This window comes from Psychrobacter sp. UBA2769 (assembly GCF_002352555.1).
Classification (GTDB): domain Bacteria; phylum Pseudomonadota; class Gammaproteobacteria; order Pseudomonadales; family Moraxellaceae; genus Psychrobacter; species Psychrobacter maritimus.
Genome location: NZ_DEIR01000014.1, coordinates 224,311 through 238,461, shown reverse-complemented (window position 1 = coordinate 238,461; position 14,151 = coordinate 224,311). Strand labels below are relative to the sequence as shown.

Genomic DNA, 14,151 nt, shown 5'->3' with positions numbered 1-14,151 from the left:
CTTACAACATAGATAGCGACAGTAAGCGCAGTAATATTTTTATAGACTATTTTTATGGAGGGCAGGCTTATGAAAAAGTGGCCATTAATCATTATTATGGCAGCCATTGTCGGGCTGATTTTAGCGTTTATCATTGGGCAAATACTGCCTAATATGCGCACGAGTAGCAGTGACATCGAGGTCAATATCACCGACCCTGCACTTATTAAACAAGGGGAATACATCGCGCGTACCGCTGACTGTGTTGCTTGTCATACCACGTTAGATGGCGAGACTTATGCCGGTGGCCTGCCTATGCTGACACCACTGGGTGCCATTTATTCAACCAACATTACCCCTGATAAAGAAACCGGTATTGGTCAGTATACCTTTACTGACTTTAAAAATGCCGTCAAGCATGGCGTGCGTCGTGATAATAAAGCTCTTTACCCTGCGATGCCCTATCCTTCTTATCAGCTTATGCCAGATGAAGATTTGGCCGCGATGTACGCCTTTTTTATGTCAGACGTCAAACCCGTCAAGCAAGCCAATCTAAAAAGCGAGCTACCACCGGTGACCAATTGGCGCTGGCCCTTAGCATACTGGCAAGCAATGTTTGACCCAAAACGTGATTTTGTCGCTGAAAGTGATGATGCAGTGTTGGCTCGTGGACAATACTTAGTTGAAGGTCCTGGGCACTGCGGCTCTTGTCATACTGGCCGCGGTATTGGCTTCCAAGAAATCGCCTTAAATAATGCCGACTCAGAAGAATATTTGAGCGGTGCGGTTATCGATGGCTGGCGCGCCAAAAGTATTCGCGGTGAACATCGCGGTTTGGGTACGTGGACGGTCGCAGAACTGAATGACTTCTTTAAAACCGGTCGCACTGACACCACAGCTGCCTTTGGCGCTATGGCCGAAGTGGTCGAGCACAGCACGCAATATATGACAGACTATGATATCAACGCCATGTCATCTTATCTAAAGACTTTAACGCCCGCGCCAAATAAAGAAAAAACCTTGCCGGCGAAAAAAGACATTACCACGCAAAAACTGCTTGATGGCAACTATGATTCGCGCGGCTCAATTTTGTACGCCGAGTATTGCCAAGTTTGTCACCGTGCCGATGGTAAAGGCGTGGCGCGTATCTTCCCAGCCCTTGATGGCAATAGTGCGGTATATGCGAAAAATGCCGACTCGGTACTACAAATCACCTTGAGCGGTGGTCGCATGCCAGAAACTCCGCACGACCGCATGGCCTTTACCATGCCTGAATTCACTAACCTAAGTGATGCCGATGTGGCAGAAGTGGTCAACTATGTACGTAATAGCTGGACCAACCAAGCGCCTGAAATCGGTGTCGATGATGTGGTAAAAATGCGCGCTTTCCTCGCCAAAAAACCAAAAACCAGTACCGATATCGCCCCAGACTTAAGTATTGATGCGCAAACAAAAGGAGCAAAATAATGAAAAACCCTCCACACAACCTGCTTGATATTGTTAGCGTTATCTCTCAGAAAATGAAAATGAGCAAACTAACCACCGCTGTTCTGACTGCCTCAGTGGTTAGTATCGCCGCTATCAGTAGTGGTTGCTCACAGCCAGAGCCTATCGAGCAAAATGCCCCTAAATATGGCTTAGTTACTGCTGATGATGCCAACGAAGATGTTGGTACTTATGTGCTGCCGCAAGATACCTCTATCTTGGATGAACCAAACGCTGATGAAATCTTTTATGGCAAACGCTTATTAAACGAAACCAAGCGTTTATTGCCCGAGCACGTTGGCGCGCAAATGAACTGTAATAGTTGCCATATCTCGCAAGGTAAAATCCCGCTTGGCGACCCCTATATCAACAGTTATAACTTCTACCCGCGCGTGATGCCACGTGCTGGTAAAGAAGTTGATTTAACCAAGCGTATTAATGGCTGCTTCCAGCGTTCGATGAATGGCAAACCTTTAAAACCTGAATCACCTGAAATGTTGGCAATGTTGGCCTATATGAAATGGCTGTCACAAAATACGCCGAAAGAACAAAAGGTCGATATCCAAAACGCTGGTAAAGTGGATGAATCTTTGGTTGGCAATCCTGTACGCGGTGAAAAAATCTACCAAGTACAATGCGCGACTTGTCATGGTGATAACGGCGAAGGCATGAAAGACAGTCGCGGCGATATTGTCTTCCCGCCATTATGGGGTGACGAGTCCTTTAACATTGGCGCTGGGTTGGCGCGTACTTATAAAGCCGCGGCTTTTGTTAAGTACAATATGCCAATGGGCATTCAGACCAAAGGCTTATGGGGTCATGGTAACGTGCTGAGTGACCAAGATGCTATCGATGTCGCTGAATTTTTCACCCATCAACCGCGTCCTGATTTTGCTGGTAAAGTAAATGACTGGCCAAACGGTAACAAACCTAAAGATGCCCGTTATTAAATGCGCTAGCCTGACAACATATCAGTCATGCTGATTTATAAAATAGAAAAACCTCAAACGCATCATTTGCTTTGAGGTTTTTTGTTATCTATAAGTAATGAAAGTCAACATTTCTTATCAGCCATTATATAGTAGCACTTAATGTAGTAGCACTTAACATAATCACTTTTATTATAGTAGCCCTTACTTATCGCCATTCGCTTATGAGGTCTGTCATGCGCAAAATTCCTGTTTATACCCATCCTGCTGCTGGTTGGCCAGCACTGATCTCATCGACTCGTAAGCTGATGGATTACAAGGCGTTTATGCGCGGTAGTGTCAGCGTCTTACATAGCAATCAGCCTAAGGGCGGCTTTGACTGTCCGGGCTGTGCGTGGCCTGACCATAAGACCCATAAAGTTATCGATGTCTGTGAAAACGGTATCAAAGTCATTGCCAGTGAAACGATGAACCAACGCGCAGATGCAGCGTTCTTTGCCAGACATAGCGTGACCGAACTGCAAAGTTGGTCAGGCTATGAGCTTGAGCATAGCGGACGCTTATCAGAGCCGTTATATTATGATGCAGCGCAAGATCGTTACGTCGCTATTTCTTGGCAAGCAGCTTATGAGCGTATCGCTGATGTCTTAAAAAATCTTGATTCACCAGATGAAGCCTTATTTTATACTTCAGGACGCGTGACCAACGAGCCAGCTTTTATGTTTCAGCTGTTTGTACGCTGTTTTGGCACCAATAATTTGCCAGATTGCTCCAATATGTGTCACGAGCCAACGTCAGTGATGCTCGGCAAACAATTAGGCGTCGGTAAAGCTACCGTAGTTTTGGAGGATTTTGAGCAGGCGAAATTGATTATGCTGTTTGGGCAAAATCCTGCCACCAATCACCCGCGTATGCTTGAGATGCTAGCGCATGCTCATAAACAAGGCTGCCGTATTATCTCTATCAACCCGATGCGTGAGCAGGGTTTAAGCAAGTTTAGAAATCCGCAAAAACCAACCCACATGGCCGCAGGAAAAAGCGATGAGATGGTCGATGAGGTCATTCAAATTCAAATCGGTGGTGATGTCGCTTTATTGACTGGTTTGGCTAAATGGCTGGTAGAAAACGATAAGATTGATAGTGAGTTTATTAGCACTCATACTTCAGGATTTGATGATTTAAAACAATGGCTGATCGCCCAATCTTGGACAGATATCGAGCTTGGCTCTGGTATTACGCAAACAGACATGATCAACCTTGCCAAGCTCGTGGCAGACAGTCCTGCCACTATCTGTACGTGGGGTATGGGCATTACCCAACACGTCCAAGGCGAAGATAATGTCGCCATGATTACCAATTTGCTGTTGCTGATGGGCATGATTGGTATCGATGGTGCAGGCGCCTCGCCCGTGCGTGGTCACTCCAATGTGCAGGGCGATCGCACTATGGGCATCCATGAGCGCCCCAAACAAAGCCTACTTGATAGCCTTGAGCGCGTGTTTCAGCGCCCTATGCCGCAAGAAGATGGGCTGGATGTCATTGCTGGAGCTAAAGCATTGATGCAAGGTAAACTCAAAGCCTTTATCAGTATGGGTGGCAATTATGCCGTTGCCGCACCCGATAAGAGTGCGATTCAAACCGCCTTAACCACTACTCAGCTTAATGTTTTTGTCGCTACCAAGCTCAATGAAACCATACTATATCCGGGTGCAAACAATCTTATTTTGCCTTGTATAGGCCGCACCGAACGCCTGATAACGGCAAAAGGCGAGCAGTTTGCGACGATTGAAGACTCTATGTGCCAGATTGTGCCCACACAAGGACGTCTAAAACCTATCAGTGATGATTTAAAGTCTGAAGCGCAAATTGTGGCTGATATGGCAACCTATGTGCTTGGGTCTGATTCGTCAATTCCATGGCAGACCATGGGTAGCGACTTCGATATCATCCGTAATTATATTGCCCGTGCTATTGACGGCTTTGAGAACTTTAATGAGCGTATCCGTGAAAGCGAGCGCGGTTTTCATTTATACCACCCAGCACGTCATCGCGTTTGGAATACCGATAGTGGCAAAGCCCAATTTGAAGTACCGCAATATCCGATTACTTATGTCGCCGCGCAAATGGCACAAACTAGCGCGGACTATCATAGCAATGACACGAGCGACAATTCTAAAGATAGTGATTTTGCAGACAGTAATCTTGAAAATGGCAATGTAGAAAAAAATACTGAGCAAAAAGTATGGCAATTGACTAGCGTCCGTAGTCATGATCAATTTAACACCATGATTTTCGGGTTTAAAGACCGCTATCGCCAAACCGACCGCCGCGATGTGTTATTTATGCATCCCGATGAAATCAAGCGTTTAGGCTGGCAAAAAGGCGATAGTGTCATGGTATCGCGGCAAGACAGCAAGGATGAGCGGCGCACCTTGGGTCCTTTGATACTTACTGAGATGGACATCGCTGCCAACGCGGTGGCGACCTATTATCCTGAATGTAACGACCTTATTGACTTGGACAGTCATGCTCCTGACTCGAGAACGCCTGCTTATAAGTCCGTTACTGTTGTTTTACAGCGCGTTAATGAAGGCATGTTGGCAGCTACCGCTTAAAAGCGCTTGACGTCCTACAATAATGGTTAAAATAATATAATGGTCAATAAAAATAACTTAGCGACAGTAGATACTTTGGCAACAGATGCTGCTGAGGCGTCAATGGATAATCAGACAGTGCCACTATCGCGGCTGCATTTGGCACAAAAACATCGTTATTTATCTACTGAAAACTCCACTTATGCAGCCAAAGAAATAGAGATTGATGATAAGTCAGCAATGCTAGCAGTAGAGGCCGCCGTTGCGATTGTCATTAATGGTATCCATTATGCGATATTGATGGCAAGCCCCTATCAGCTTGAATATCTTGCCATTGGCTTTTTATACAGTGAAGGGCTCATTCATCATAGTCATGAATTATTAGATTGGGAAATAACGCAACTGACCGATATCGAAAGTTATCAGAGATTCAGCAATGACTTAACGGATGATTCGGCTACTGCAACGACTACTTTTGAGCAGTTTTCAACGCAGCTACAAGACTATGATGTGTATGTAGTAGAACTGATATTAAATCAGCGCTGTCATCAGCGTATTCAAGCGCAAAAGCGGCAGCTAGCAGGACGTACAGGCTGCGGAATGTGTGGTATCACAGGACTGACGCAAGCACTTCCCGATTTAAGCAGTTATTCAGCGCCAAACTTAGAAGCAGCCAAAAGAATGTCGCAACCCACCGCCCCTACTCTGAATTATTTATTACAAGTACGACAAAATATTAACGCCGCACAACACACGCATCAATTAACCGGTGCGGTACATGCCGCTGCCACCATGCAAGGCGCTGACTTATATCTATTCGAGGACGTCGGACGCCATAATGCCCTCGATAAACTCATCGGTTGGCAATTACGCCACAAAGCAGAGCTGACATGCGTGGTGACGACCTCGCGGCTGTCTATTGAGCTGGTGCAAAAATCTATTCGTAGTCGCCTACCTTGGCTTGTGGGCATGTCTGCACCGACCAGCACTGCGGTACGGGTTGCTGAGCGCTATGGCTTGGGGCTGGCAGGGTTTTTACGCGATGACCGAGTTACTTACTATACCAACACCACACCAACTGTCCAAACGCTTAAAACACCAATCTAGAGCGGATTCTGCTGTTATATCTCTATAACTAAACATGCCAGATATTACTCCGTTACTATCCACTCCCATTACCCTTCTTGTACAAGTTTTCACTTATCCATTCGATTAAGCTTTTTTAACTCTATCTTGCTCTAAACCTGCTTACAGTTATTATTATAAATCTATCTATTAGTTTATCTTAACCATCCTTGACTCAGAAGTTTGAGGGAAAATTTGAGGTTAGAGAGATAATAGGTTACCCTTACCGCACAAACATGTTACGAATATTTAACATAGTTGTAGTTTTATTTATCAATGATAAGTAAATGAGCACCACAATCCCAATAAGATTTTACTTATCATCACGACAACGGATGATAGCTCACACGCAATAAATGAGTAAAACGCTACTCTAATTATTGCTTATCACAGCTGATATAAGCTGTCTACATTTAGCACAAGTCATACAGTTTTGGCTTAGTGCTTATCCGTAATTTTGCTATGGACGCTTACCATGTAAGCCTCGTGTAGCCTATCGCTACTATCGATGATGCCATATTTGACCGCGTAATGGTTTATCCATTAACAGACGCTAATTGAGAGTTGCCGCTGTTATTTTTCATACAAGCTTTTAGTCGATATTTTTTATTAAATATTTTAATAGCCTGTGGCCAATGAAAAATCAATACACCCTCTGACCTTAGTATTTGGTTTTTATAACCATTTATTTTATTGCGTATTGCTCGTTGCTAATTGTACGCACAGGCAAAATTGTATGCGCGTGGCAAATAGGCTGAACGCGCGTTTTTATATTTTCGCCAGTTTGTAAGTTTTACTTTAAAGCGAACTATTATTCTATTAAAACAATTGCGAGGTATGAATTTGAAAACTGAGTCATTGTTCCAATTTTCATCGTTAACCATTCTTTTATTATTGCTAGCATTTTATGGCGGCACGTATTTACTGTCTTTATTAATCAAAAAAGACAAGGAGACAACTTCAGGATTTATGGTCGCCGGTCACAGTGTTGGCTTCGGCATGGGTGCAGCCAGTATGACCGCCACATGGATTTGGGCGGCGTCGTTTTATGCAGCCGCTACTTCTGGTTATAAATACGGCGTCTCAGGACCGATACATTACGGTTTTTGGGGCGCCTTGATGATTTTGTTCATCTACCCTTTTGGTATGCGCTTTCGTGAACTTGCCCCAAATGGCCATACCTTAGGTGAACTCATCCACGCCCGCCACGGCTCATCAAGCCAATTAATTTTAGCCATATCCAATATTATGGGGAGCTTAATTAGCTTGATGGTCAACTTCACCGCTGCTGGTGCCTTGGTCTCCGTACTGTCACCATTATCGTTTCAGACGGGCGTCATCATCGCAGGCGTTGGGGTGCTCAGCTATACGTTAACCTCAGGATTCCGAGCCTCCGTCTTTACCGACTTTGCGCAACTGGTCGCCTTGATGGCCATTGGTGTCATCATCATTCCAGCGGTACTATTTTCCATGGGTGGTCCGTCGGTTATGGTCAGCGGACTGTCAAATTTAACCTTTGAGCAGCAAGATTTCTTTTCCTCTGAAGCGTTCTTTCAGCAAGGTGCGCCATATTTTGTCGCAGTATTGGCTTATGCCATCGGCAATCAAACCATTACCCAGCGCCTATTTGCCATTGATAAAACCAAAATTAAAGCGACCTTTATCACTGCCACGGTCGGTTATGCCGGTATCGTCATTGGGCTTGGTATGATTGGACTCATGGCGTTAACCATAGGTATCGAGCCACTTGATGGCAATATGAATAACTTAATTCCGCAAATGGTCAGTACTTATTTGCATCCGGTCTTTATCGCATTATTCTTTATTTTAGTGATAGGTTCCCTGTCCTCAACCGCTGACTCAGACTTATCAGCGCTATCAACGATTATGATGGCGGATGTCTATGGCAAAAACCTTGCTAAGGGGCGCGTTAAACCAAAAACTATGATGCTTGTCGGTCGAGGAACCATGATTGTCGCCACGGCAGCAGGATTGATTTTTGCCAGCTTTAAGCTTGATATTTTGGTAATGCTCGTCTTCGTTGGCGCGTTATGGGGTGCGATTGTTTTCCCAGTGATTGCCAGTGTGTTTTGGAATCGCGTCACCAATGTCGCCTTTACCTCAGCGGTCATCGTTGGGCTGTTATTGTTCTGCGTTGCGCGCTTTGAGCTGATACCGATTACCGGCTTCACCGCCTTATTCTTTGAGATATTGGCCAGTGTCGGTGCCGCAGTGGTTATTGGACTTATGGTCTTTGGCTTTTTAGGTCGTAAAATCGGCATGGTCGCCGCCGCTATCACGCTGGTGCTGATGTTAATCTTCGCTACTGGCTTCCTACGCCAGTACATGGTTTTACTCGCTTCACTGACCGCTTACGGCGTAAGTACCATCGTCTGTGTGATTATCAGCCTAATGGGTGACGAGCATTTTGACTTTGACCTCATTAAACAGCGGGTTGGCGACTATGATAAAAAGCTACCAGTACAACCGCTAGCAAAATCTTAAATAAGATTAATATTATCAAGTGATGGTTGGTCATTAACTGGCTAACCATTATTAGAAGCCAGCAAAGCAAAGTAAAAATCAACAGCAACAATTACTAAATATAAGGAGCTATCATGGACAACGTCTTTATCTATGGATTATATATCCTCATTTGGCCGGCGATTACGCTGAGTGTACTGATATTAATTTGTACCGCAACCTATCGCGATATTAAAAAAGCGCAATATAATAATAAAGATATCGTTTAGCACACGGTATTAGACGATGTGTTTTATAAAGCCATCACTTAGAAAATGCTTAGTGATGGCTTCATTTAGTCTATTAATACTTCGAATAAGCGTTAATTTATGGTCAAATACCCACAACTGAGCAGATAAGTAGCATTTAATTAAAAAATGACTTGTAATTTAAATTATTTTTGCTAATATAGGCATCCTTGATTGGCTGGGTGGCAGAGTGGTCATGCAGCGGACTGCAACTCCGTTAACGCCGGTTCGATTCCGACCTCAGCCTCCAATTATTTAGGTTAAAAATATAATAAATATTACGTTAATTTTAGCTTGCTTTATTAACATAAATGCTTATAATAGCGACCACTATCTAACAAGTAGCAAGCTTACTTTTAGATAATACAAGTTTTGCCCGGGTGGTGAAATTGGTAGACACAAGGGATTTAAAATCCCTCGCTAGTAATAGCGTGCCGGTTCAAGTCCGGCTCCGGGTACCATTACATAGTCCTATACTATCTTATAGAACCGCTAAAGCCCCTGATATCAGGGGCTTTGTTGTATCTAGCGTTCTATACTGTCCTGCTCTATCTATCCCAATCCATGCATCTGATGTACACTACTATGTACACTGGTTTTTAAATGTACATTGGGGGTATCAGTCATGGAAGCACGTAAACCTATCAGCTCTGACCGCAGCATCAGCAGTCATAAAGCCGATGACAAAGAATACCTAGTCTCTATAAAAAACCATCCCATGCTGTATCTGATGGTTAGACCTAATGGCACTAAGTCTTGGCTTTATCGCTACCTGTCCCCTACTCATTCAAAAAACAAACGTATATCGCTTGGCGTGTATCCAAACGTATCGTTCGCTCGTGCCTGTGAAATCTGGCGTGACTATGAAGAGCTACTAAGTCGTAATATTGACCCAAAAAACCATCGTGAAGAATTAAAGAATAGTATTATTAGTAAAACTAAAAACTCTTTCAATCATTTTGCTTGGGAGTACTTTGATAGCTTAGATCAGACTCAAAAAGGCAATACGTTAATCCGTAAGAAAGGTCGTTTAGAACTTATATGTTCATATATAGGTGATCAGCCTATCAGTGAGATCTACTCACCTAGAATGCTTGAGGTGCTTTTAGACATCCAAGCTAAGTCATTAAACAAAGCTGGCAAGCCCACAGACAAGGCTGAGCGCTGCGCGGGTATCGCTAGTGATGTATTTGTTTATGCGGGTGCTCGCGGCTTCTGTAGTAGCAATCCTGCGGCGCTTATTAAGAGCCAGTTGGCTAAGTCAAGTTACGGTCATCGTCCTGCCATCACTAAGCCTAAAGATTTGGCTAAGCTACTGCGTGATATTGAGACTATAGAAGGTGATCCAAACACCATTAACTCCCTTAGGCTATTAGCATTACTATTCGTGCGTAACGGTGACCTAAGACGTATGCGCTGGGCTGATTTAGACCTAGAGGCTAGCAGGTGGCAATTAAAGCCGCTCAAAGGTCAAGGCAAAGTAAACATGGTCAAAGACATGGTAGTTCCCCTACCTCGTCAAGCCGTAGCTATATTGAGTGAACAACAAAAAATTAATGGTCATACTGAATACGTATTTTTTAGCCAGACGGCAAAAAAGCATCAGATCATCTCTGATGCGACAGCGAATAAGCGGTTAAAGGATTTGGGGTATAAGGACATTCACTGCGCACATGGTTTTCGCGCTACAGCGAAGACTATCCTACAAGAGCAGCTAAAGTACCCGCTTGTGCTTGTTGAGATGGCTTTGGGTCATACAACCAAAGATCCTAATGGCACCGCTTATGGTCGATTTGAGTACATTGACGATCGTAGTGAGATGATGCAAAAGTGGGCGGATTATTTGGACGCGCTTAGAGACGGTAAAGATACGGCAGAGTTTAGAGCGGATGCTAAAGATACCGCTGACCCTAATGCCCAGCTGCAAGCACTGATTGATCAGCTTGGAGAGGATAAAGTGCTTGAAATGCTTAGCAGTAAGGTCTCAGAATAAGATTTGAAAGTTTATTGAACAATATACTATTTACTAAAAAGCCACTTCTGATGATTCGCTCATTTAATTCTTATGATAAAACTGTCATAGTGATTGCCGAAATAGCACCTTTTATAATAAAAAAAACAGAAACAAACGTACTCACTCACCACCCAATTAAAAGCTGAATTATGAAACTTATAGACAACTTAAATCACAGATTTGGCGATGACATAAAACAAAATCTACATACTGGCTCTAAGCTACAGATAGCAGCATCTTTCTTTTCTATCTATGCCTATGAATCACTAAAGCAAGAACTTAAGAATATCGATGAAATGCAATTTTTATTTACCTCTCCCACCTTTGTACCTAATGATGTCACTGATGAGTTTAAAAAGGAAAAGCGTGAGTTTGTCATTCCTAAAATTAGTCGAGAGGATAGCCTGTATGGCACTGAGTTTGAGATTCATCTAAGGAACAAACTGACTCAAAAAGCGATTGCTAAAGAATGCGCCGAATGGATACGTAAAAAAGCGGTCTTTAAGTCAAATACTACCAACTCACCCATGCAAGAGTTTGTATGCGTTAAAGACAATGCATCATTATTTACTTACATGCCTATCCAAGGCTTTACCCCTGTTGGACTTGGCTATGAAAAAGGTGACGCTGTCTCAAACATGGTTAATCGGTTTGATTCAGACTATGCGCTACCCTACCTGAATTTATTTAATCAAATATGGCAGGATCAGCAAAAGGTGACTGATATTACTGACGATATTGTTCGCCATATTGAGTCGGTATATCAAGAGAATGATCCTGAGCGTATATACTTTCTAATACTCTATAATGTTTTTAAAGAGTTTCTTGAAGATCTAAATGAAGACGTTATGCCTAACGACCTAACAGGCTATCATGACACTCTTATATGGCAAAAGCTTTACAACTTCCAAACAGATGCAGCAGTCGGCATTATTAATAAACTTGAAACCTATAATGGTTGTATCTTAGCGGATAGCGTAGGTTTAGGTAAAACGTTTACTGCTCTTGCAGTCGTTAAGTATTATGAGCTACGCAACAAAAGCGTTTTGGTCCTTTGCCCCAAAAAGCTTGGTGCCAACTGGACTAACTATAACGCCAATTTGACCACCAATATTTTTGCTAAAGATCGTTTCAATTACGACGTGCTTTTTCATACCGACCTATCTAGAAATAGCGGTGAAACCCTAGGGATAGACTTAGCGAAAATCAATTGGGGCAACTATGATTTAGTAGTTATTGATGAATCGCACAACTTTCGTAACCGCGAGAACTTCAAAGATAAGAAGACTCGCTATGATCGCTTGATGGAGCAAGTCATACAACAAGGTGTAAAAACTAAAGTACTGATGCTTTCAGCTACGCCAGTAAACAACCGCTTCAATGATTTGAAAAATCAGTTAGCATTAGCATACGAAGGAGATAGTAAGAATCTAGATGATAAGCTCGATACTAAGCGAGATATTGACACTATATTCCGAAATGCTCAGGCAAGTTTCAACAACTGGTCAAAACTGCCAGTGGAGAATCGCACCACTAAAGCCATATTGGATATGCTGGATTTTGATTTTTTTAAACTATTAGATAGCGTCACTATTGCACGTTCACGTAAGCATATTCAGCGCTTCTACGACACCAAAGAAGTTGGACAATTCCCGACACGCTTAACGCCACTTTCATATCGCTGTGCCATTACTGAAGACAATAGTATTGCCTTCAATCAGATTTACAAAGAACTAGCCTCAATTAGAATGGTTGTGTATGCACCGCTCACGTATATATTTCCTAGCGCTTTAGAGAAATACGAAGACCTATATGACACTGAGATCGAAGGTAAAAGACAATTCAAACAACAAGATCGAGAAAAAAGCTTACAAGCATTGATGACGGTCAACTTACTCAAACGTTTAGAGAGCTCTGTTCATGCGTTTCGTTTAACATTGCACAACTTAAAAAATCGCTTGGAGCAAGCTTTATCTAGCATCGCTGAGTATCAGGCTCGAAAAAGTAATGATCTATTATCTATCGATATTGGTACAGGATACGATGATGACGCCTATGATGAAGGGCTTGATGAGCCAGTTAATCCTAATGATTGGGTGGGTGGTAAGCTTAAAGTTCATCTTGATGACATGGATATATTAAAGTGGCACACAGACTTGGAGGCAGACTACGCTGTTGTCAGACGACTAATCGCCACTATTAGTACAGTCACGCCAGAGCGTGATCATAAGCTTCAACACCTCAAAAAACACCTTATCAATAAAATTAATAATCCTATAAACTCTGGCAACCAAAAAGTACTTATATTCACTGCTTTTGCCGATACTGCTAACTATTTATACGAGCATATAGCTCCAGAATTGTTGCACGACTTTAGCTTACATACCGCTAAGATCACTGGTAGTGAAAATCACACTACCATTAAGAGTATGGTCGGGAGCCGTAAGGGCTACGATATGCAGGGTTTATTGACACTTTTTTCGCCTAAGTCTAAACAGAAAGATGACATCTTTCCTGACGAAACTAGAGAGATAGATATCTTAATAGCCACCGACTGTATTTCTGAAGGGCAGAACTTACAAGACTGCGATTATCTTATCAACTATGATATTCACTGGAACCCTGTACGTATCATTCAACGCTTTGGTCGAATAGATCGTATCGGCTCTACCAACGATCAAATTCAACTGGTGAACTACTGGCCAGATATCAGCCTAGATGAGTACATTAACTTGCGTGAGCGCGTTGAAAATCGCATGATTATTGTCGATATGGCCAGTACAGGTGATGATAACGTACTCAGTGCTAAAGCCAATGATATCGCTTACCGACATGAACAACTAAAACGTATACAGACTGAAGTACTAGATTTAGAAGACGCCAATACTGGCGTGTCTATTACAGACTTAGGCCTTAATGACTTTCGTATGGATTTACTGAGCTATATAGAAGCCAATCCTAACTTAAAGCGACTACCTAATGGACTACATGCCGTCGTTCCTGCTAATGACAGATTAGGACTGCCTGCTGGCGTTATTTTTGCTCTAAAAGCACGTCAGCTAGCTCAAGCTAACGGACGTACAAATAATAAAACTGATGGTGAGAAAACTAACCAGCTATACCCTTATTATCTGATATATATTGATAACGACGGAAAAGTCATAGCAGATTATACCCAAGCGAAGCACTTGCTTAGCTTGGCTAGACAAGCGTGCCGTGGGCAGCCTGAACCTATATTAGAGGTATGTGTGTAG

Annotated in this window: 8 protein-coding genes and 2 tRNA genes; all 10 read left to right on the top strand. The window is 43.0% G+C overall.

Going from position 1 to position 14,151, the window contains the following annotated elements; genetic code table 11:
- The first annotated feature begins 69 nt into the window (after nt 1–69).
- The 10 genes from B3Q63_RS06580 to B3Q63_RS06535 all read left to right on the top strand — a co-directional run bounded on the left by B3Q63_RS06580 (nt 70) and on the right by B3Q63_RS06535 (nt 14,151).
- Nucleotides 70–1,446 carry a cytochrome c gene (locus tag B3Q63_RS06580; protein ID WP_296175086.1) on the top strand — a complete coding sequence of 459 codons (1,377 nt, stop codon included), beginning with the start codon at nt 70–72 and terminating at the stop codon, nt 1,444–1,446.
- Entirely contained in the window at nt 1,446–2,414 is a 969-nt protein-coding gene (locus B3Q63_RS06575) for a c-type cytochrome (protein WP_296175084.1), read from the top strand. Before B3Q63_RS06580 ends, B3Q63_RS06575 begins: the two co-directional genes overlap by 1 nt.
- Before the next feature lie 215 nt (nt 2,415–2,629).
- A complete protein-coding gene (locus B3Q63_RS06570; protein ID WP_296175081.1) occupies nt 2,630–5,008 on the top strand; it encodes an FdhF/YdeP family oxidoreductase in 2,379 nt (792 codons plus the stop codon).
- 39 nt (nt 5,009–5,047) lie between these two features.
- On the top strand, nt 5,048–6,094 hold the full coding sequence (locus B3Q63_RS06565; protein ID WP_296175079.1) for a formate dehydrogenase accessory sulfurtransferase FdhD: 1,047 nt from the start codon (nt 5,048–5,050) through the stop codon (nt 6,092–6,094).
- Between the two features lie 876 nt (nt 6,095–6,970).
- Nucleotides 6,971–8,617 carry a sodium:solute symporter family protein gene (locus tag B3Q63_RS06560; RefSeq protein ID WP_349676424.1) on the top strand — a complete coding sequence of 549 codons (1,647 nt, stop codon included), beginning with the start codon at nt 6,971–6,973 and terminating at the stop codon, nt 8,615–8,617.
- A gap of 113 nt (nt 8,618–8,730) precedes the next feature.
- Nucleotides 8,731–8,865 carry a putative transporter small subunit gene (locus B3Q63_RS06555; RefSeq protein ID WP_296175075.1) on the top strand — a complete coding sequence of 45 codons (135 nt, stop codon included), beginning with the start codon at nt 8,731–8,733 and terminating at the stop codon, nt 8,863–8,865.
- A gap of 194 nt (nt 8,866–9,059) precedes the next feature.
- Nucleotides 9,060–9,133 (top strand) — tRNA-Cys (locus B3Q63_RS06550).
- A gap of 124 nt (nt 9,134–9,257) precedes the next feature.
- Nucleotides 9,258–9,344 (top strand) — tRNA-Leu (locus B3Q63_RS06545).
- A gap of 164 nt (nt 9,345–9,508) precedes the next feature.
- Entirely contained in the window at nt 9,509–10,876 is a 1,368-nt protein-coding gene (locus B3Q63_RS06540; RefSeq protein ID WP_296175074.1) for a tyrosine-type recombinase/integrase, read from the top strand.
- Between the two features lie 170 nt (nt 10,877–11,046).
- The gene (locus B3Q63_RS06535; protein WP_296175072.1) at nt 11,047–14,151 is read left to right on the top strand and encodes a helicase-related protein; all 3,105 of its coding nucleotides are present in this window, start codon (nt 11,047–11,049) and stop codon (nt 14,149–14,151) included.